This window comes from Acidovorax sp. Root217, from assembly GCF_001428645.1.
Classification (GTDB): Bacteria; Pseudomonadota; Gammaproteobacteria; order Burkholderiales; family Burkholderiaceae_C; genus Acidovorax.
Genome location: NZ_LMIH01000005.1, coordinates 202,198 through 222,585, shown reverse-complemented (window position 1 = coordinate 222,585; position 20,388 = coordinate 202,198). Strand labels below are relative to the sequence as shown.

At 67.4% G+C, this 20,388-nt stretch carries 20 protein-coding genes; 15 read left to right on the top strand and 5 right to left on the bottom strand.

Going from position 1 to position 20,388, the window contains the following annotated elements; all coding sequences use genetic code 11:
• Positions 1-259 precede the first annotated feature (259 nt).
• Positions 260-490 (bottom strand): hypothetical protein, encoded by a 231-nt coding sequence (locus tag ASE31_RS31415; protein WP_157412313.1) that lies wholly within the window; start codon positions 488-490, stop codon positions 260-262.
• Positions 491-630: 140 nt separating this feature from the next.
• Between ASE31_RS31415 and ASE31_RS02585 the strand changes: the two genes are divergently transcribed.
• The 6 genes from ASE31_RS02585 to ASE31_RS02560 all read left to right on the top strand — a co-directional run bounded on the left by ASE31_RS02585 (position 631) and on the right by ASE31_RS02560 (position 6,541).
• A complete protein-coding gene (locus ASE31_RS02585) occupies positions 631-1,053 on the top strand; it encodes a hypothetical protein (protein WP_057199961.1) in 423 nt (140 codons plus the stop codon).
• 164 nt (positions 1,054-1,217) lie between these two features.
• Positions 1,218-2,204: a tRNA 2-thiocytidine(32) synthetase TtcA gene (ttcA, locus tag ASE31_RS02580; protein WP_235514230.1), complete on the top strand. Its 987-nt coding sequence runs from the start codon at positions 1,218-1,220 to the stop codon at positions 2,202-2,204.
• Between the two features lie 56 nt (positions 2,205-2,260).
• On the top strand, positions 2,261-2,884 hold the full coding sequence (locus ASE31_RS02575; RefSeq protein ID WP_057199960.1) for a DUF4136 domain-containing protein: 624 nt from the start codon (positions 2,261-2,263) through the stop codon (positions 2,882-2,884).
• A gap of 10 nt (positions 2,885-2,894) precedes the next feature.
• A complete protein-coding gene (locus tag ASE31_RS02570) occupies positions 2,895-3,533 on the top strand; it encodes a histidine phosphatase family protein (RefSeq protein WP_057199959.1) in 639 nt (212 codons plus the stop codon).
• Positions 3,517-4,689 carry a DSD1 family PLP-dependent enzyme gene (locus ASE31_RS02565; RefSeq protein WP_057199958.1) on the top strand — a complete coding sequence of 391 codons (1,173 nt, stop codon included), beginning with the start codon at positions 3,517-3,519 and terminating at the stop codon, positions 4,687-4,689. Before ASE31_RS02570 ends, ASE31_RS02565 begins: the two co-directional genes overlap by 17 nt.
• Positions 4,690-4,726: 37 nt before the next feature.
• Positions 4,727-6,541: a lysoplasmalogenase family protein gene (locus ASE31_RS02560; RefSeq protein ID WP_082603999.1), complete on the top strand. Its 1,815-nt coding sequence runs from the start codon at positions 4,727-4,729 to the stop codon at positions 6,539-6,541.
• On the opposite strand, the gene ASE31_RS02555 is transcribed toward ASE31_RS02560, so the two are convergent.
• Positions 6,474-7,382, bottom strand: a complete 909-nt coding sequence (locus tag ASE31_RS02555; RefSeq protein ID WP_057199957.1) for a hypothetical protein — start codon at positions 7,380-7,382, stop codon at positions 6,474-6,476. The genes ASE31_RS02560 and ASE31_RS02555 overlap by 68 nt on opposite strands.
• A gap of 19 nt (positions 7,383-7,401) precedes the next feature.
• Positions 7,402-8,463: a Holliday junction branch migration DNA helicase RuvB gene (ruvB, locus tag ASE31_RS02550; RefSeq protein ID WP_057199956.1), complete on the bottom strand. Its 1,062-nt coding sequence runs from the start codon at positions 8,461-8,463 to the stop codon at positions 7,402-7,404.
• A gap of 116 nt (positions 8,464-8,579) precedes the next feature.
• Between ruvB and ASE31_RS02545 the strand changes: the two genes are divergently transcribed.
• A complete protein-coding gene (locus ASE31_RS02545; RefSeq protein WP_057199955.1) occupies positions 8,580-9,719 on the top strand; it encodes a carbonic anhydrase family protein in 1,140 nt (379 codons plus the stop codon).
• Between the two features lie 14 nt (positions 9,720-9,733).
• Here the strand turns inward: ASE31_RS02545 and ruvA are convergent, their stop codons facing one another.
• A complete protein-coding gene (ruvA, locus tag ASE31_RS02540) occupies positions 9,734-10,309 on the bottom strand; it encodes a Holliday junction branch migration protein RuvA (RefSeq protein WP_057199954.1) in 576 nt (191 codons plus the stop codon).
• An 82-nt stretch (positions 10,310-10,391) separates the two neighbouring features.
• Here ruvA and ASE31_RS02535 point away from each other — a divergent pair, with 82 nt between their 5' ends.
• Both ASE31_RS02535 and ybeY read left to right on the top strand, forming a co-directional pair.
• Positions 10,392-11,348 carry a PhoH family protein gene (locus ASE31_RS02535; RefSeq protein WP_057199953.1) on the top strand — a complete coding sequence of 319 codons (957 nt, stop codon included), beginning with the start codon at positions 10,392-10,394 and terminating at the stop codon, positions 11,346-11,348.
• Positions 11,349-11,376: 28 nt separating this feature from the next.
• The gene (gene ybeY / locus ASE31_RS02530) at positions 11,377-11,874 is read left to right on the top strand and encodes an rRNA maturation RNase YbeY (protein ID WP_057199952.1); all 498 of its coding nucleotides are present in this window, start codon (positions 11,377-11,379) and stop codon (positions 11,872-11,874) included.
• On the opposite strand, the gene ASE31_RS02525 is transcribed toward ybeY, so the two are convergent.
• Complete coding sequence (locus ASE31_RS02525; RefSeq protein WP_057199951.1) at positions 11,871-12,467, bottom strand: histidine phosphatase family protein; 597 nt, start codon at positions 12,465-12,467, stop codon at positions 11,871-11,873. The two genes, ybeY and ASE31_RS02525, sit on opposite strands and share 4 nt — an antisense overlap.
• Positions 12,468-12,678: 211 nt before the next feature.
• On the opposite strand from ASE31_RS02525, the gene ASE31_RS02520 reads away from it, so the two are divergent.
• The 6 genes from ASE31_RS02520 (at position 12,679) to ASE31_RS02495 (ending at position 20,382) form a co-directional block, all read left to right on the top strand.
• The gene (locus ASE31_RS02520) at positions 12,679-15,231 is read left to right on the top strand and encodes a hypothetical protein (protein WP_057199950.1); all 2,553 of its coding nucleotides are present in this window, start codon (positions 12,679-12,681) and stop codon (positions 15,229-15,231) included.
• A gap of 77 nt (positions 15,232-15,308) precedes the next feature.
• Entirely contained in the window at positions 15,309-16,184 is an 876-nt protein-coding gene (locus ASE31_RS02515) for an AEC family transporter (protein ID WP_057199949.1), read from the top strand.
• 150 nt (positions 16,185-16,334) lie between these two features.
• Positions 16,335-18,704, top strand: a complete 2,370-nt coding sequence (locus ASE31_RS02510; protein ID WP_057199948.1) for an ATP-binding protein — start codon at positions 16,335-16,337, stop codon at positions 18,702-18,704.
• Positions 18,701-19,426, top strand: coding sequence for a methyl-accepting chemotaxis protein (locus tag ASE31_RS02505; RefSeq protein WP_057199947.1), 726 nt, complete (start codon positions 18,701-18,703; stop codon positions 19,424-19,426). The genes ASE31_RS02510 and ASE31_RS02505 overlap by 4 nt, the downstream gene beginning before the upstream one ends.
• A 10-nt stretch (positions 19,427-19,436) precedes the next feature.
• A complete protein-coding gene (locus ASE31_RS02500; protein ID WP_057199946.1) occupies positions 19,437-19,991 on the top strand; it encodes a hypothetical protein in 555 nt (184 codons plus the stop codon).
• 22 nt (positions 19,992-20,013) lie between these two features.
• Complete coding sequence (locus tag ASE31_RS02495) at positions 20,014-20,382, top strand: response regulator (RefSeq protein WP_057199945.1); 369 nt, start codon at positions 20,014-20,016, stop codon at positions 20,380-20,382.
• The last annotated feature ends 6 nt before the right edge of the window (positions 20,383-20,388 follow it).

The following is a 20,388-nucleotide window of genomic DNA, read 5'->3' as shown; positions in this document are numbered from 1 at the left end:
AGGGGTTGGGTGGGGCGCGGTGCGCCCCTTCCCTCTGATTTCGATAAGCAGGCCGGCCATTGCTCCCGTGGAGCCAAGCCGCCTGCAGCAAACTGTTAAAGAACCGAGGTCCCCGGCGGGTCGATGCCTGCGGGGGCAGCGGCTGGCGCTGCGGGAAAAGAAGGGGAATTGAGAAAAACAGCCGGCAATGAAAAAGGCCCGGAACCACCTGGTTGCCGGGCCTCTTGATCAAGAGATCGGGAGGGAGAGCGCCTGTGGGCTACTGCCCTGCGCTGCAACCTCCGCCCGGTGGTGGAGCGGTGTCCTCGAAACCATTGCCCAGCCACTGCGGCTGGCTGCCATTGCCCTGCAAATACGCTGTGCGCTGCTGCGATGGCAGTCGCTTTGCATGGGATGGCATGGACGACAACGTGCGCGCAATCAACGCCCCGCGCACGGCCACGGCACCCTGGCGGGAGCGGTGGAGGATGGCGGTGCGGCAGGCGTTCACGGTGGTCTTTCGGCGGTAGGTCGGTTCGGTGGTGAATTCAGGGAGGACAGGAAGTCCTGATGGGAATGGACTGTAAATAGTCTTTACTTACCCGTCAACACCCTGCACAATCTTTTTTCTGCGTTTGTTGTTTTTCTTCTGTGACTCCGCCTCCCCTCACCGTCATCCGCCGCACCAACGTGCTGGCGCTGCACCGCCTGTTCCTCGAAAAAGAGATCGCTGCCGGCAAGCCGGCCAAGGGGCTGGACCAGGCCTTTGCCGCCTCGCTGGAGATATCGCCCAGCATGTGGAGCCAGATCAAAAGCTCGCGCCCCATCGGCGACACGCTGGCGCGCCAGATTGAGCGCCATGCGCGCGTGGACGTCGGCTGGCTCGACGCCGAGCACGCCACGCAGCACCCCGACCCCGCCGAGGAGCGCTTCCTGGCGCTGGCACGCGAGGCCTGGCGCCGGGCCAATGCCAAGGGCAAGCGCGACATGCGGCTGTGGGCTGCAGAGCGGGCCGCCCCCCTGCAACAAGCCGTTGCGGCCCCTGGCGGCGAGCCCCCAGAAGCGGAAAAATAGCACTTTGGGCGGGCATCGCCCCCACTGGAGAGCCCGCTCCAGTCCATGGGCGGGCGGTTTCACCGACAATTGGGGGATATCTCCGTCTTTTTGGCCCCAGCGCGAGCGCACCCTGTCCGGGCGCCCGGTGGACCCCGCTTTCACCAGACCCCAGAGCCCCTTCCATGAGCGCAGTGATGAACGAAACCCAACGGGCCGGCTGGACCGCCGAGCCCCCCGAAGTGGCAGACACCGGCGCCGATGCGGCCGCGGCTGCATCGGGCCCTGCGCGCCTGAAGATCGAACGCGAGGCGCACAAGCTCGAAAAGCGCCTGTGCCGCGAGGTCGGCAAGGCCATCGTCGACTTCAACATGATCGAAGAGGGCGACAAGGTCATGGTCTGCATGTCCGGCGGCAAGGACAGCTATGCCCTGCTGGACATTCTGCAGAAGCTCAAGGCGCGCGCGCCCATCCATTTCGACCTGGTGGCCGTGAACCTGGACCAGAAGCAGCCCGGCTTTCCCGAGCATGTGCTGCCCGAGTACCTGGCCAGCACAGGCGTGCCCTTCCACATCGAGAACGAAGACACCTACAGCATCGTCAAGCGCCTGATCCCCGAGGGCAAGACCACCTGCAGCCTGTGCAGCCGTCTGCGCCGGGGCATCCTGTACCGCGTGGCCGACGAGCTGGGCTGCACCAAGATCGCGCTGGGCCACCACCGCGACGACATTTTGCAGACGCTGCTGCTCAACATGTTCTTCGGCGGAAAGATGAAGAGCATGCCCCCGAAGCTGGTCAGCGACGATGGCCGCCACGTGGTGATCCGCCCGCTGGCCTACGTGACCGAGAAGGACACCACGCGCTGGGCCGCGCAGCGCAATTTCCCCATCATCCCCTGCAACCTGTGCGGCAGCCAGGAGAACCTGCAGCGCAAGCAGGTGGGCGAGATGCTGCGCGAGTGGGAGAAGAAATTCCCCGGCCGCGTGGAGAACATGTTCAACGCGCTGCAGAACGTGGTGCCATCGCACCTGCTGGACGGCAGCCAGTACGATTTCAAGAACGCGCGCGCCACCGGCGTGGCCAGCGAAGACGGCGACAAGGCCTTCGACAAGGAAGAGTTTTCAGCCCCAAGCCCGTCGTTACCAGGTGTGCAGGTGGTGCAGCTGTCGTGAACCTCGGCGGCAGGAGCACACTCCAAGGTGGATTGACCCCATCCCTGGAGACAACCATGACCCGTCGCTGGATTCCCGCCCTGCTGCTGTGCGCAGCAGTGGCCACCCTGGCCGGCTGCAGCACCACCCGCGTGGTGGAAGGCCAGGTGCAGAGCTTCTCCACCCTGGCCGCCGTGCCCAGCCCGGCGACCTACCGCATCGACCGCCTGCCCTCGCAGCAGACCCCGGCGTTCGACGCCATTGCCGCGCTGGCCGAGCAGTCGCTGGGCCGCATTGGCCTGCAGCGCGACGATGCCGCGCCGAAGCTGCTGGTGCAGATCGGCGTACAGGCCGGCACGGTGCCGCGCTATGACCCCTACTGGCCCTATGGCCCCCATGGTTTCTACGGCCCTTACCGCGCCTACGGCGGCTGGTATGGCCGCAGCTGGCATGGTGGTTGGGGCGGGGGCGGTCTGTGGCGCATGGGCGAGCCCACACCACTGCACCGCCGCGCGGTGAGCCTAGTGATGCGCGATGCGGCCACGCAGGCCAGCGTCTACGAAACCTCGGCCGTGCACGAGGACGTGTGGGTGGCCGACCCCGCCGTGTTCGGCATCCTGTTCGATGCGGCACTTACCGGCTTCCCCAAGCCCTCCGGCGGCCCACGCCAGGTGCGCATTCCCTTCGCGCCCCCACCCTGATCCCACCTGAATGCAAGCCACCCGAATCATTGCCGTACGCCATGGCGAAACCGCCTGGAACGTAGACACCCGCATCCAGGGCCACCTGGACATTCCCCTGAACGAGACCGGCCAGTGGCAGGCGCAGCAGTTGGCGCAGGCGCTGGCCGACGAGCCCATCGACGCCATCTACGCCAGCGACCTGCAACGCGCCTATGCCACGGCCCAGGCCGTGGCCGATGCCACGGGCGCACCCATCACGCCCGAAACCGGCCTGCGCGAGCGCAGCTTCGGCCATTTCCAGGGACGCACCTTTGCCGAGATCGAGGCCGAGATGCCCGAGGACGCGCGGCGCTGGCGCAAGCGTGACCCCGAGTACGTGCCCGAGGGCGGCGAATCGCTGGTCATGCTGCGTGAGCGCATCGAACGCACGGTGTTCGCGCTGGCCGAAAAGCACCCCGGCGAGCAGGTGCTGATGGTGGCCCACGGCGGCGTGCTCGACGTGCTGTACCGCATGGCCACGCGCCAGGAGATCCAGGCACCGCGCACCTGGCAGCTGTCCAACGCGGCCATCAACCGCCTGCTGTGGACACCCGACGGCCTCACGCTGGTCGGCTGGGCCGATACCCAACACCTGGACAACGCGGCCCGCGATGAAACCCTTACCTGAAGCCCTGCGCGCCAGCATCGGCGCGCGGGTGGACCTGATCGACACGCCCGCGCTGGTGGTGGACCTCGATGCCATGGAACGCAACATCCAGCGCATGGCCGACTTCGCCCGCAAGCACCGGGTGCGCTGGCGCCCCCATGCCAAGCTGCACAAGAGCGCCGAGCTGGCACTCCTGATGCAGCAGGCCGGCGCCCAGGGCGTGTGCGTGCAGAAGGTGGCCGAGGCCGAGGCCCTGGCCGCCGGCGGCGTGACCGACATCTACATCAGCAACCAGGTCGTGGCCGGCCCCAAGCTGCTGCGCGTGGCGCGGCTGGCGGCTCAGTTGGCCGCGCGCGGCGGGCGCCTGGCGCTGGCGGTGGACCACCCCGAAGGCATCGAACGCCTGGCCGAGGCCATGGCGCTGGCCGGCAGCGATGCCGGCATCGACGTGTTCGTGGAGATCGACGTGGGCCAGGGCCGCTGCGGCGTGCCCCCGGGCGAAGATGCGGTGCCGCTGGCCCAGGCCATCGTGCGCCACGCCCAGCGCCTGCGCTTTGCCGGGCTGCAGGCCTACCACGGCCGCGCCCAGCACCTGACGGGCACGGCCGAGCGGCGCGAGACCATTGCTGGCGTGGTGCGCGCAGCGGCCTACACCCGCCACTGCATCGAGGCCGCAGGCATTCCGGTGCCCCTGATCACGGGTTCAGGCACGGGCACCCTGGTGCACGAAGCGGCCAGCGGCGTCTACGGCGAGCTGCAGGCCGGCTCCTTTCTGTTCATGGATGCCGACTACGCGCGCAACGAGCGCGAGCCGGCGCAACCCACGTTCGAGCACTCCCTGTTCATCAAGACGCAGGTGATCTCCGTGCGCGACACCCATGCAGTGTGCGATGCCGGCCACAAGAGCCATGCCATCGACTCGGGCCTGCCCCTGGTGGCCATGCTGCCGCCCGAGCGCGCGCTGCGCTACGGCAATGGCGGCGATGAACACGGCCTGCTGTACACCGAGAGCCCCAAGGCCCGGCTGCCCGCCCTGGGCCGCATGCTGTGGCTGATTCCCGGCCACTGCGACCCCACGGTGAACCTGCACGACCACCTGATCGGCGTGCGCGGCGGGCTGGCGCTGGGCACGGTGGAGCGCATCATCAGGGTTGATGCCAGAGGCGCGCTGACCTGATTGGGGCAAGAATCGGCGAAACACTGCATTCGCCCCAATGAGCCCCAGCCAGATCATCGTCCTTGCCACACCCGTCTTCTTTTTGCTGATCGCCATCGAACTGGCGGTGGGCTACAAGCGCCAGCGCGTGACCTACCGCATGGCCGATGCCATCAGCAGCATCAGCCTCGGGATGCTGAGCCAGACCAGCGCGGTGTTCACCCGGCTCTTGCGCGTGGGCATCTACACCGCCGTGTTCGAGCACTTGGCGCTGTGGCGCAATGACGCCTTCTGGCTCAGCGTGCCGGGCTGGCTGCTGGCGCTGGTGTTCTACGATTTTTGCTACTACTGGCTGCACCGCATGGGCCACGAATCGGCCGTGCTCTGGGCCGCGCACGCGGTGCACCACCAGAGCCAGGACTACAACCTCTCGACCGCGCTGCGCCAGACCAGCTCCGGCGCACTGCTGGGCTGGGTGTTCTACGTGCCCATGGCGCTGGCCGGCGTGCCGCCGCTGGTGTTCGCCATCGTGGCGCTGGTGGACCTGCTCTACCAGTTCTGGGTGCACACCGAGCAAGTGGGGCGCCTGGGCTGGTTCGACCGCTGGTTCTGCAGCCCCAGCAACCACCGCGTGCACCACGCGGTGAATGACGTCTACCTGGACAAGAACTACGGCGGCATCCTGATCCTGTGGGACCGGATGTTCGGCACCTTCAAGGACGAGGACGACCAGGAAAAGTGCGTCTACGGCACGCGTGGCTTGCTCAACAGTTGGGACCCGCTGTGGGCCAATGCCCAGGTGTATGCCGGCCTGGCGCACGACAGCTGGCATGCACGCAATTGGGCAGACAAGCTACGGGTCTGGATCAAGCCCCCGGGCTGGCGGCCGGCCGACGTGGCCGAGCGCTTTCCCAAGCCGGCCTTCGACATTGCCCGGATGCCGCTGTACCACCCGCCCATGTCGCGCACGCTGAAGTGGTTTGCGGGCGTGCAGTTCGCGCTCATGCTGGCCGGTGTGGCGGCCTTCCTCTGGCAGGCCGACACGGCGCCGCTGGCGCACAACGCCATCTGGTTCGCCACGCTGCTGGCCATGCAATGGGCACTGGGTGCGGCGGTGCAGGGGCGCATCGGCATGGGCATGGCGCTGCTGGTCGAATCGGCAGCCCTTGCCACGGCGACCAGCGTGCTCGGGCTGCAGGAGTGGCATTGGCTCTTCAAGCCGCTGACCATGGTGATTGCCATTGCTGTGGTCGCCGGGCATCTGCGCACGGCGGCCCCTGGCAACCGCCTCGACAGGACCGAAGGCCGCTGGCTCATCGCTGCGCTGGCCGGCTCGCTCGCGGGCGATGTGTTCCTGATGTTCGGCGGCTTCTTCATTCCCGGGCTGGTGAGCTTTCTGCTCGCCCACCTCTGCTACATCGTGTTGTTCCGCAAGGGCGTGCCCTGGTTTGCGCGGCGCGGCGCGTTGGTGGTCACGCTGGCCATCGGCGTGGGCATGTATGCCTTCCTGTGGCTGGGCGGGCTGCCGGCCGCTTTGCGCGGGCCGGTGGCGGCGTATGTGCTGGTGATTGCGCTCATGGCCGCCCAGGCCATCGGCCGCGCCGCTGTGCTGGGTGGACGCGGCGCCTGGCTGGTCGCCATCGGCGCCGGGTTCTTCATGCTCAGCGATGCCACGCTGGCCACCAACCGCTTCGTGCAGCCCCTGCCGCTGGCGCAGTTGTGGGTGCTGGCCACCTATTACATCGCGCAGGTGCTGATCGTGGCGGGCATGCTGGACGGTGCCCGCAGCCAGCGCCGGGCTCCCGTCACTGAGGAGGAGCCTGCGGCGAGCGCTGCGCTGCCGCCGACGGGATATGCAACGCCCCGGCCATGAGCACGGCGCCCAGGGCCAGCGGGAACCAGGCGCTCAGCAACCACAGGAAGGTATCGGCATTGCGCTGGCCCGGATGGGACTGCAGGTTCAGCGCCGCCACCTCCTCGACCACCCCGGCAAACCCCCTGCCCGCCACATAGTGGTAGGCCGCGCCGCCCAGCGCCCACAGGCCGATGAAAATCAGCGCCAGGGCCATGCAGGCCAGCCCTGCGCGCGGCCGCCGACCCACGCAGAGGCACCATGCCGACAGGCCGCCCACCACCGCCGCCCCGCACAGCCACCACAGCTGCAGGTCATCGCGCGCCAGGGGCAGCACCCATTCCCATGCCCAGGGCAGCGGGGCCAGCAGCCACTCTGATTGCGGCGCCAGCCCGGGCCAGGCCCCCAGGGCGCCCCACATGCCCGGCGCGCTCAACAGCCACAGCAGCAAGGTGATACCCGCCAACACGGCCGTAGCCGCGTAGGCCCGCAACCGCCAGCGTTGGCAACGCTCGGACGCCATGGCGGGCCAGTGGCGCCCCGCCAGGCAGGTGGCCCACGCCGCGGCCAGGCACCACACGCTGGCCGCGCCACACACGGCCACCCCGCCGGGCAGATCCTCGAAGCCCTCGAACATGAACACGGTGAGCTGGCCATAGACCACCCCGCCCAATCCGTAGAGTAGCAGGGTGCCAACGACCAGGGCCAGGCCGCAGGAACCCATGAACCTGCGCCCGGGCGCGAGGGCCTCCCATTGGGCCCGCAAGGCCGGCGTCCAGTTCACCCCAGGGCCCCGGCGCACGGGCGCCGCCTTGGCGGCGCTCTCGCGCGGGTTCTTGCGGCGGCGGTTGGAGCGGGCCATCGGACAGCTCCCTTGTGCTTCAGGCTTCGAACAGGTCCTGCCCGCCGGTCTTGGGCGGGGTCACGCCCAGGTGCCGGTAGGCGGCCAACGTGGCCACGCGGCCGCGCGTGGTGCGCTGCAGAAAGCCTTGCTGGATCAGGTAGGGCTCGATCACGTCCTCGATGGTGCCCGCCTCCTCGCCGATGCTGGCGGCGATGTTGTCCAGGCCCACCGGGCCGCCATCGAAGCGGTGGATCACGGCCTCGAGCAGCTTGCGGTCCATCACGTCGAATCCCTGCGGGTCCACGTCGAGCATGGCCAGGGCGCGGTTGGCGATATCCAGGGTGATGCGGCCGTCGCCCTTGACCTCGGCATAGTCGCGCACGCGGCGCAGCAACCGGTTGGCGATGCGCGGCGTGCCGCGCGAGCGGCGGGCGATCTCGAAGCCACCCACTTCGTCCATGGGCACGTCGAGCAGGCCGGCGCTGCGCTGCACGATGCGCGCGAGCTCCTGCGCGGTGTAGAACTCCAGCCGCGCGACGATGCCGAAGCGGTCGCGCAGCGGGTTGGTGAGCATGCCGGCGCGCGTGGTGGCCCCCACAAGGGTGAAGGGCTGCAGGTCGAGCTTGATGCTGCGCGCGGCCGGCCCCTCGCCGATCATGATGTCGATCTGGTAGTCCTCGAGCGCCGGGTACAGGATTTCCTCGACCACGGGCGAGAGGCGGTGGATCTCGTCGATGAAAAGGACGTCGTTCTTTTCCAGGTTGGTCAGCAATGCGGCCAGGTCCTTGGGCTTTTCGAGCACGGGGCCGCTGGTCTGGCGCAGGTTCACGCCCAGCTCGGCCGCGATGATGTGGCTCAACGTGGTCTTGCCCAGGCCCGGCGGGCCGAACAGCAGCACATGGTCCAGCGCCTCGCCGCGCTTGCGCGCCGCGCCGATGAAGATCTCGAGCTGCTCGCGCGCCTTGGCTTGGCCCACGTACTCCTGCAGCAGCTTGGGGCGCAGGGCGCGCTCGATGGCCTCCTCCTGCGGCGAGGCGGGCGCGGCGGACACCACGCGCTTGGGCGGTATGGGGGCGAAGTCGTCGGTCTGGATGGTCACGGTGGTTCTGTCCGGGGTCGAATACCCGCGCGGGCGGGCCGACTGGAACTATATAGCCCGGGCGACCCCCCAGGGGGTAAAGTAAGTGGGTACTGTGCCGATACATGAAGCACACCATGAAACAGATGCTGCCCGCGCCCACCCGCCTGCCACGGCCGCTGCAATTGCTGGCCGCACTGGCCGCCAGTGGCGCAGCCGCCCTGACCGCGACTGCCCAGACCGCGCCCCCGCCCGCCCGCACCGCCAGCGGCGCCATCCGCATCGAGAACCCGCAGGACAAGGCCACCCTGGCCACCCGGATCGACGAGGCCATCCAGCGCGCCAAGGACAAGAACGCCACGCCGGCCAAACCCGGTGCGCGCAAGAACGCCGGCCCTATCCCCAGCGTGGAAGTGCGCGTGCCACCCGACCGCCCGCGCAAGCCGGCCCAGGCTGAAGCCCTACCGCCGGCACCGCCCCGGCAGACCGTGCGGGACCCTGAGGCCAGCCGCCGCTACATCCAGTCGCGTGCAGCCGAACTGGCCGCCGCAGCACCGCCTGCACCCCTACCACCGCCAGCCGACCCGCGCACGGTGCGCTGGGACCATGCCAGCGGCGACAAGGGACCCGAGGCCTGGGGCAGCCTGCACCCGGATTTTTCGGCCTGCAGCCAGGGCACGCGCCAGTCGCCCATCCACATCACCACGCAGGACGTGGCGCTCGGCCCGGCCGACCCCTTGCCGTTCGGCAACCAGTTCTTCGGCGGCACGGTGTGGAACACGGGGCATGGCCTCGCGCTGGAGGTGGAAGGCACCAGCATCCTGCCCCTGCGCGGAGCCCCCTGGCGGCTCATGCGCCTGCAGTTCCGCCACCCCGCAGAGGAGCGCGTGCACCTGCAGAGCTACCCCATGGCCACCGAGCTGGTGTACCAGGGCCCGAGCGGCCAGATGGCCGTGGTCAGCGTGCCCATGCAACTGGGCAGCCCCAATGCCTTCATCACCCGCCTCTGGACGCACATGCCGCTGGACGCCCAGGACCGCGTGCGCCTGCCGCAGCCGGTGCTCTCGGTGGGCGAGCTGCTGCCGCAGGACCGGCACTACTACCAGTACGCGGGCTCGCTGACCTCGCCGCCCTGCACCGAGGGCGTGCTGCGCATCGTGATGAAGACCCCGGTGAGCGTGGGCCTGGAGCAGCTGCGCCTGCTGGCGCGCATCTCGCCGCCCAATGCGCGGCCGGTGCAGCCGACCAATGGCCGCCTGGTGCGCGAGGCCCAGTAGGCGCCCGTTCGGACCTACCTGGCCAGCGACTTGAGCGCGAGCTTGATGCCGTCGCTCACGCCCACGTCGGCCGGCAGGGCCTTGAGGGCAGCGGCCGCTTCCTTGTCGTTGTAGCCCAGGGCCAGCAGGGCCTGCAGGATGTCGGCCTGTGCATCACTGGTGGCGTGGCTGCGCGCCCCCCCCATGTCGGCGCCCAGCTTGCCCTTGAGCTCCAGCAGCAGGCGCTCGGCGGTCTTCTTGCCGATGCCGGGCACCTTGACCAGGCGCCCCGCCTCCTGCAGCGTGATGGCCTGTGCCAGGTCGCCCACGCCCATACCGCTCAGGATGGACAGCGCCGTGCGCGGGCCCACGCCCGAGATCTTGATCAGCTCGCGAAAGGCCTGGCGCTCCTCGGAAGTGGCAAAGCCGTACAGCAATTGCGCATCCTCGCGCACAATGAACTGCGTGAGCAGGCTCACGCGCTCCCCCACGGAGGGCAGGTTGTAGAAGGTGCTCATGGGCACATTCACCTCGTAGCCCACCCCGTGGCAGTCCAAAAGCACCTCGGGGGGATTCTTCTCCAGCAGGGTGCCGGTCAATTTGCCTATCATTGATGTCCTTTGCCGTCGCTGGCGTGACAAGCAGCGCCGTCGCTCTTGCGTTCTGTTCCATTGCCTGACGGGAATTATCAGCGTGATCCTGCGCCACACCTTCACTCCCCACAACAACACCCGGCTCACGCACCTGTGCGGCCCGGCCGATGCGCACCTGCGCACCATCGAGGTGGCGCTGCAGGTGAGCATCGCGCACCGGCACGAACAATTCAAGGTGGACGGCCCCAAGGCCAAGGCCATGCAGGCGATGGAGTTGCTTCAGGCCCTGTACGAGATGGCCGAGCGCCCGATCCCCGAGGACCACATCCAGCTCATGCTGGCGGGCGACAGCGAGCTGCTGGAGGCACCGGACGACGCCATCGTGCTCAGCACGCGCCGCCCGGACCTGCGCGGGCGCACGCCCACGCAGAACCTGTACCTGCAGAACATCGCCACGCACGACATCACCTTCGGCATCGGCCCGGCCGGCACCGGCAAGACCTACCTGGCCGTTGCCTGTGCGGTGGATGCCCTGGAGCGCAGCAACGTGCAGCGCATCGTGCTGACGCGCCCGGCGGTGGAGGCCGGCGAGCGCCTGGGCTTCCTCCCCGGCGACCTGGCGCAGAAGGTCGACCCCTACCTGCGCCCTCTGTACGACGCGCTGTACGAACTGATGGGCAACGACAAGGTGCAGAAGGCCTTCGAGCGCAACGCCATCGAGATCGCGCCGCTGGCCTTCATGCGCGGGCGCACGCTGAACAATGCCTTCGTAATCCTCGATGAAGCGCAGAACACCACGCCCGAGCAGATGAAGATGTTCCTCACCCGCATCGGCTTCGGCGCTCGCGCCGTGGTCACGGGTGACGTGAGCCAGGTCGACCTGCCCAAGGGTGCCATGAGCGGCCTGGTCGATGCCGAGCGCGTGCTCAAGCGCGTCAAGGGCATCGCCGTCACCCACTTCACCAGCGCCGACGTGGTGCGCCACCCGCTGGTGGCGCGCATCGTGGACGCCTACGATGCGCCCCGCCGCGCAGTGGCAACACGCACCCGCGCGTGACCAAGTCCCCTGACAAATGCCTCGCTCCATGCCTCTGAACCAACTTTCCCTGTCGCTGCAGTTCGGCCGTTTCGACGGCGCTGCTGCGCACCGCGCCGTGCTGCAGCGCCACAAGGTCACGCGCTGGATACGCCACGCCCTGGCCACCGACGCCGAGATCACCGTGCGCATCGTGGACGCCGAGGAAGGCCGGCAGCTCAACAACGACTACCGCCGCAAGGACTATGCGACCAACGTGCTGACCTTCGACTACACGCAGGAACCCCTGGTCACGGCCGACCTGGTGCTGTGCGCCCCAGTGATCGAGCGCGAAGCGAAGGAGCAGAACAAGAGCCTGGAGGAACACTACGCCCACATGCTGGTGCACGGTGCCCTGCATGCCCAGGGCTGGGACCACGAGACCAGCGCGGCCGATGCCGACGAGATGGAGGCCTACGAGACCGCCATCCTGCAGGAGCTGGGCTTTGCCGATCCGTACGACGCCAAGCCGGTGGCACCGAAGCCCGCCAGGGCACGCAAACGTTAGGGAGAGGGCCCGACTCCATCGACCGGCAGCCACCACGACAACGCGCGGGGCTCTGGCCCCCACTGGATGCTGAAGTAGTTGCCACCGCCATTGGCGGGCTGGTCCCATTGCCGCGAGATGGGTTGCCCGGTGAGGTGGCAGTACAGCAGCGTACCCACCGCCCCATGCGACACGATGGCCAGTGCCCCGGCAGAGGTATCGGCTGCGGCGATGGATGCCACGGCCTCCACGATGCGCGCCTGGGCGTGCGCGGCCGTCTCCCACCCGCGCACGGACTGCTCCGGTTTCGCAAAGAAGGCGTCGGCCACGGTCTCGAACTCCGCCAGTGGCAGGTAGCCGGTGGCCGAGCGGTCGTTCTCGCCGAGCGCTGCCACCTGCGTGGGCGCCAATCCCCGGCGCTCCGCCAGTATCTGCGCACCATCGATGGCCTTTTGCTCGGTGCTGCAGTAGACAGCCGTGATCTCTGGCACCCAGGGCTGCGACAGGGCCGCCGCCATGCGCACACGCCCCCGCTCGGACAAGGGCCAGCGCGTGATCGGGACAAGGGGGCTGATCACCACGTCGGGGTGGCTGATGAAGTAGGTGGTGCGCATGGGCTCCGTGCGGGTGTGGACAGGGCAGCGCGGGCAGGGGCCTCGCTGTCGCTGTTTTAACGCAAAACGCCTTTGATCCGGCGCGAAGGCTGACGCATCCTCTTACAACATTGCGCCACACGACACACGCCGGGGTGATCCGCGTCACGCTGTCCGGCACGTGCGTTCCCCACAATGGAACGCATAAATGCACAGAGAGGAGAAACCAGACATGACGCGCCCCATATTCCAACGATTCACCGCCAGCGCACTGCTGCTGGCCCTGGTCTGCGCCAGCAGCGCACAGGCCCAATCCATCAGCAGCGGCAACCGCCACGTGCTGGCCTTGACAAAGGATGGCAGCGTGCTGGCCTGGGGTGACAACCGGGATGGGCAGTTGGGACTGGGGCCCATTCGGTCCGGTGCTACCGCCATCACCATCCCGCTGCCCGCACGCATCGTGAGCGTTCGCGCTTCTGCCAGAGACGTATTTGCACTGGACACCGACGGCAATCTGTGGAGCTGGGGCCGCAATACCTATGGCCAGCTCGGCGATGGGACGCGAACGGATCGCAGCGAACCACGCATCGTGCTGCGCAATGTCGTCCACTTCCCCGATGCCGACCAAAGCGAGCCCCTGGCGGTGGATTCCCAAGGAAAGGTGTGGTCATGGGGACTGATGTTCAGCTCTGACGCACCCAAGGTAATCGTGGAATACCCGGTGCGCATCGTCAAGGCATTTCGACAGGGATACAACGTCATCGCCATCGATGAAGACGGCGGTGTTTGGGGTCAAGGCCAGGGCGGCCCTTGTGTATTTTCAGAGGTAGCGCGTCCCAACAGCACAAGCCTTCCCGTCAAGATCCAGGGACTGCCACCCATTCGCGATCTGCAACTGGGCCGGCCTTACGTGGTATTTCCCATGTTCAATGGTATCGGCACGGTGACAGCAGTTGACACCACAGGCGTTTCCTGGACCTGGGGATCGCTCAACAACACCTTACCCATCTGCCAGCCGCGCAAGGGGCTGGCGATCAAGCCGTTTGCCCCCGGTTATGCACTCACGCAAGCCGGTGGCGTGGTCAACCAATATGACATCAACAGCGATGCACCAGCCCCCCTGCAGCCTCGTCTGCTAGCCAGTCTTCCGCCAGCGCGGGATTTGTCCATCGGGGAGATCTATGGCTATGCTTTGACGGCAGGTGGCGATCTCTGGCAATGGCAAAGAGCGTCAGAATCCCAGGCCGACGATGGCTCCGGCAGCTTGCTCCGGAAGGTCGCATCGGGCGTGGCCAGCATGTCGACCTATAGCAGCACCGGCGGACAAAGTGTGCTGTATTCCACCACGGATGGGCAACTCCTTGCGCTGGGAAGCGACTTCGATCTGCAGTTGGGTCTGGCCACAGACTCTTCTGCGCGCTCCAGCCCGGCGAGAGTGGTTGGCCTGTCCTCGATCACCAGCATCCAGGCGACGGGCGACACCGCCCTGGCCCTCACGCAGGATGGCAAGGTCTACGCCTGGGGCTGGGCGCCTATCTGGAATCCCGGTATCTACACACTCGAGGCCACCCGGCAGCCCAAGCCTCTTCCCATCCCACTGCCCGTACGCTCGATCGGGATGCACGGCTTCACCATGCTGGTCATCGGCAGCGACGGCACCACCTGGCATTGGGGCACCCCAGTAGGTGTCAACACACTATCGGACGCTGATTTCCGCCCGGCTACCAAGATTGCGCTCGGTAACGCCGAGGCCAAGACTTCGTCCATCTCGAAAGACAACGCACTCATCCTGGACGCCGACGGCAACATCTGGGGCCTGGGCACGTTCAGTACATCCAGCGGACTGGTCAAGTACACCCAGCCCTTCCAGCAGCCCAGCCTGCCCCCCGCCCAGCAGGTCGTCGCGCTCGGCACAGCCTCGCTGGCGCTGGACAACTCAGGCACCGTATGGGCCTGGGGAACCGATCCCGCAGGCTCGCTGTGGGACAACACGTCCACCGGTCAATACACCGCGCCCAAGCGCATCTTGGTGGGACAGACTGCAACCTCCATCCATGGCGGTGATGGGCATTTCTGTGCCGTACTGGCCGACGGCTCTGCGCAGTGCCATGGCAGCAAGCTGGGAGGCTCTGCGGGCAAAATCTTCCGCCTGCATGCTGCGATCAAGGAAGCCGCGCTGAGCAAGGGCAGTCCGTCGCAGCAACCCGGCAACGTGCACTTCAGGCTGGCAGACGGCACTGTGTGGGCCTACGGTGAAGGCCACAAGGGCCAGCTTGGCGTGGGAACCTACGGCAGCGTGCTGGAACCGACACCCGTCAACGCTCCTGCCGGCACGGCGGACCTCGACCTGGACCCTGACACCCCTACGGCCGTTGCCCCAGCCATGCGGCCACCCTTCCGGGTGCAGGCCACTTACTCAGGCGGCCTGGGCCAGTTGACGCTGTCTGGCGCGGTGTTCGGCGGCCCGACCAGCGCCACCGCGCCGGACGGCAAGTACAACGTCTATGTGGTGGCCATCGCCAGCGACGGCCCCGACGGCCCCCCCACCACCTGGTTCCAGCGCGACGACAAGGGCCAATGGAGCCCCGTGCAGTGGCCCATGCCCGCCTACGCCATCAAGGCCGACCTGGGCAGCGCCAACCTGTCCGTGCCGCTCGACATCTTCCGCAACTTCCCGGCGCAGGGCCTGCAGAACTCGCGCGTGTACGTGGGCTATGGCATCGACGCCTACGAGATGCTCGGCGCAGGCCGCTTGCGCGAAGTGCTGGTGATGGCCGACGACTGAGGCCACGGCGGTCGGCCCCCGCCAGGGTCGACGCCGGCAGTGCCTTAAGCTCGGCGGGGTCGTCCTTCACGTCCCCCATGCTGCTGCGCATCCTCTCCATCCTGTTTCCCCTGTTCGCCATTGCCGCCCTGGGCTATGCCGTCGGGCGGCGCATGAAGCCCGATCTCTCGACCGCCAACCAGCTCAACCTGGCGGTGTTCGTGCCCGCACTCGTGTTCGGGGCCATGGCGGGCAAGGACTTCCGTGTGCAGGACCACCTGCCACTGCTGCTGGCCACGCTGGCGCTGATCGCCGGCACGGGCGTGGTGGGCTGGCTTGTGGCCCGCGCGCTGGGCCTGGAGCCCAAGACGCTGGTGCCGCCGATGATGTTCAACAACTGCGGCAACCTGGGCCTGCCGCTGGCGGTGCTGGCGTTCGGCCAGGAGGCGCTGGCCCCGGCGATTGCGATGTTCGTGGTGTCCAACGCGCTGCAGTTCTCCTTCGGCATCTGGCTGCTGGACCACCAGGCGCGGCTGCGCACCATGTGGACCTCGCCCTCCATCCTGGCCGCCATCGCGGGGCTGGCGGTGGGCATGGGGGGCATGGCGCTGTGGCCGCCGCTGCTCACGGCCATCCGCATGGTGGGCGATGTGTCCATTCCGCTGATGCTCTTCGCGCTGGGTGCGCGCCTGGCGGATTCGCACATCCAGTCCGTCGGCTTCGGCGTCTTTGGCGCCGTGCTGCGCCCGGTGACGGGCATGGCCATCGCCTGGGCTGTGGCCTGGGGCATGGACCTGGCACCGCGCGAGCAGGGCTTGCTGCTGGTGTTCGGCGCCCTGCCCCCTGCGGTGATCAACTTCATCCTCGCCGAACGCTACCGGCAGGAACCCGAGAAGGTGGCCTCGATGGTGCTGATCGGCAACCTGGCAGCCCTGGTGTTCCTGCCCATCGCACTGGCGCTGACGCTGCAATAGCCGCAGCCGACCGCGCCACGAAAAGCGCAGACCGCGCAGGCCTGCGCCGCCTTGCCCCTCGAAGGCCCGGGGGAAATGTCATGAAGGCGCCACGGACGTCGCCGACAGTTGAATCAAATTGTTACATTGGTTCAGCAGCCAGTCCCTCCCATGACCGTTCGCCTGCGCATCATCCTGCTCATCACCCTCACCTTCCTGGCGATGTGCGCCATCGGTGGCTTCGCGCTCTACCAGTCGTCCCGCGGTGCGCAGCAGGTCAAGGCCGTGACCGAGGGGGTGGTGCCCAGCACCATCCAGTCGGTGGAAATGATGGGGCAGCTCAAGGACGTGCACATAGCCACCATGGCCATGGTGTCGGCACCCGACGGGGAGAGCGCCAAGACCACCTACGAGGCGCTGAGCTCGCGCAAAAGCGAACTCAAGGCAGCCCTGGCTTCGCAGATGCGCCAGGCCGACAGCGATGCGCAGCGCGGCCTGATCAAGGAGGCAGAGATGAGCTTGGAGAACTACTTCCAGGCCATCGACGACACGGCCCAATTCAAGCTCGCCGGCCAGCAGGAGGCCGCCGAGGCCACCATGGCCGCCACCGTGGACCAGTACCTGCGCGAGCAGGGCCAGATGATCGAGGCCGTGCAGGTCGAGAAGCGCCGCGGCAAGGACCAGGCCATCGCCTCGCTGAACGCCAACCTGACCCAGACCACGACGACGCTCACCACGATCACGGTCATCGCCGTGCTGGGCATGGCGGGCATCGGCTTCATGCTGTACCGCCAGATCGTGCGCCCCATCGGCGAGATGGAGCACAAGATGACCGAGATCGCCACCAGCCAGGACTTCTCGCACCGAGTGCCGGTCACCCGAATGGACGAGATCGGGCGCTCGCTCACGGCCTTCAACCTGATGGTGGAGAAGATCCAGCAAAGCACGGAACTCGTGCGCCAGAAGACGGCCGACATCCAGGTCATGCTGCACACCATCCCGCAGGGCATCATGACCCTGCAGGCCGGCGGCGTGATCCACCCCGAATACTCGGACCACCTGGCCAGCATCGTGGAAACCAGCGATCTCGCGGGGCGCAGTGTGACCGATGTGCTGCTGGCCCATACCGACCTGGGCGCGGATGCACTGTCGCAAGCGACGACGGCCATCGATGCCTGCATCGGCGAAGACGCCATGAACTTCGATTTCAATGCCCACCTGCTGCCGGGCGAGGTGAGCGTGCGCTTCGCGGATGGCAAGACCAAGGTGCTGGACCTCACCTGGTCGCCCATCGCCTCGGGCGACGGCAGCACCGAGCGCCTGATGCTGTGCGTGCGCGACGTGACCGAACTGCGCGAGCTGGCACGCTCCGCGCAGGCGCAAAAGCAGGAGCTGGCAATGATCGGCGAGGTGCTCGCCGTGCAACAGGAAAAGTTCCACGACTTCGTGGACAGCTCGGCCTCCTTCGTGCTGCACAACCAGCGCCTGCTGGATGGCTCGGCCACCGATGCGGCAGCCCGCGCGGCCGCCGTGGCAGAGCTGTTTCGCAACATGCACACCATCAAGGGCAATGCCCGCACCTACGGCCTGCTGCAGCTGGCCGACTTGGCGCACGCGGCCGAGCAGCGCTACGACGCGCTGCGCCAGGACCTCTCTGGCTGGGACAGCGCGGCACTGGATGCCGAGCTGCAGGCGGTGCGCGCATCGCTGGACAGCTACGCGCACATCAACGATACCAAGCTGGGCCGCAAGGGCCCCGGGCGCCGCGGCAGCGTGGAGAAGTACCTGATGGTGCCGCGCGAACGCATCGACGAACTGCTGCACGCGGCGGGCAGTGCCCTGCAAGGCAGCAAGGACCTGCATGCCACGCGTGCCATGCTGGAACAGGTACAGCACGCCTTGCAGCTGCTGGGCACCCACACGCTGCACAACGTGCTGGAGACGGTGGTGGACTCGCTGCCCGACCTGGCGCTGGAACTGGGCAAGCAGGTGCCCAGGGTCGTCATCGCCGATGGCGGCATCGTGCTGCGCACCCAGGTGACCGACGTGCTGCGCAACGCCTTCATGCACCTGCTGCGCAACGCGCTCGACCACGGCATCGAAGCCCCGCCGGGCCGGGCCGCGCAAGGCAAGGCGCCACAGGGCCGGATCGAGATCGCCATGGGCCAGGCGGATGGCCAGATCACGCTGCGGCTTTCCGATGACGGCCGGGGCCTGGACCTGGACCGCATCCGCGCAAAAGCCATTGCATCGGGCCTCGTGCAGGAAGACAGCGCTTTGGCTCCGGCAGAGACCGCGCAGTTGATCTTTGCACCCGGTTTTTCCACGGCCAGCGAAGTGACCGCCATCTCGGGACGCGGGGTGGGCATGGACGCGGTGAAGGCCTTCATCGAATCCGTGGGCGGCAGCATCGCGCTGGAACTCCAGCCGGCCGATGGGCAAGCAGGCCACGCACCGTTCCACACCGTGATCCACCTGCCCGCCCAGTACGGCGTGGCACGCCGCGCCCCGGCGGAACATGCCGAGAAGGAAGCGCAATGATGGAAGTGCTGATTCTGCTGTGCGGCTGCGCGCTGGGCGCCGTGGTCGGCTGGTGGCTGTGCGGCCGCACGCTGCGCAACGCAGCCTTGCAGACCGAGGACGTCGGCAACGATGCGCAATGGGAAGTGGAGAACGAGAATGCCCGGCTCCAGTCCCAGGTCGATCAGTTGCACGGCTCGCTGCAGCAGGCACAGGCCAGCATGCAGAACGCCATTGGGCAGTGGGAGCAGGAACAGCGCCAGATCGAGCACAGTGCCGGCCAGCAGACGCAAGCCGTGGTGCGGGCCGTGGTGCAGGGTGCCATGGGCCACAGCCAGACGCTGGCCAAGGCACTGGCCGATCTGCAGGGCATCAGCAAGACCTTCGAGCGCTGGCATGCCGACATGAGCAAGCTCGTGACCCACAACAAGGACATGCACGAGAAGAACGACGAGTTCGCACGCATCGTGCGCCAGATGGTGATCGTGGCGCTCAACGCATCGATCGAGGCAGCCCGCGCGGGCGGCGCGGGCCGCGGCTTCGCCGTGGTGGCCAACGAGATGCGCACACTGTCGGTGAACGCCGAGGCCCTGTCCAAGCACTACCGGGACAACCTCTACAAGAACGACCTGATCGCCACCACCACCTTCCAGGACATGCAGGCCGGCGGCAAGATGATCATCAATGCGTCCATGGGCCTGGAGCTGACCAATCGCAAGATCCAGGCCGCCCTGTCTGCCTGAGCCATCCGCCATGACGTTGAGCCAACGCGCCAGGGACAGCCTGGACAGCATGATGATCGCAGGCCTGCGCCAGGGCATGGGGCCGCAGCATTCGGAGATGCAGATCCGCACCGTGCCTGCGGTGGAGCAGGACTCGCTCACCCACATGGCGGTGCTGTCGATTGCCTCCTATTCGTTTCGCGTCATCGCAGCGCTGCACTTTGCGCACGATGCGCGCACGCGTGCATGGATTGCGGGCGTGGTCGGGCAGGACGAGCGCGAGATGGGCCCGCAGCCATTCATCGACGCCATCTGCGAGGTCGGCAACATGTGCTGCGGCGCCATGAACCGTGAGCTGGGCGCCTTCTACGATTGCCTGGGCCTGTCGACCCCACAGATCCTGGATATCCGCAGCCTGCCTCACATGGCGCAGATCGGCACCGACCACCTGCAGCATTTCCGCATCGACATGCCCGGCGGTCTGCCGCTGCATGCCACCCTGTGCGCCCGTGCCTACACGCCCATGGACTTCCATTGGAAGCCGCCCGAGGTCGAACAGGTCGCGGGCGAACTGGAATTTTTCTGACCACTTTTGAAGGACTCGCACCATGGCCAACATCCTCGTCGTCGACGACTCCAGCACCGTGCGCAACGAAGTCGGCGGCTTCCTGGGCAAGAACGGTTTCGACGTCGCTTTCGCCGTGGACGGCCGCGACGGCCTGACCCAGCTGCAGCAGGACCCGCGCATCAAGCTCGTGGTCTGCGACGTGAACATGCCCCACATGGATGGCCTGACCATGGCCGAGAAGGTGCGCAGCGAACTCAGGAACAGCGGCGTCAACATCGTGATGCTGACCACCGAGAACTCGCCCGCAATGAAGGAGCGCGGCAAGGCCGCCGGCATCCGCGGCTGGATTGTCAAGCCGTTCAACGGGCCCGCCGTGCTCGGCTCGTTCCAGAAACTCGTTGGTGCCTGACCCCGC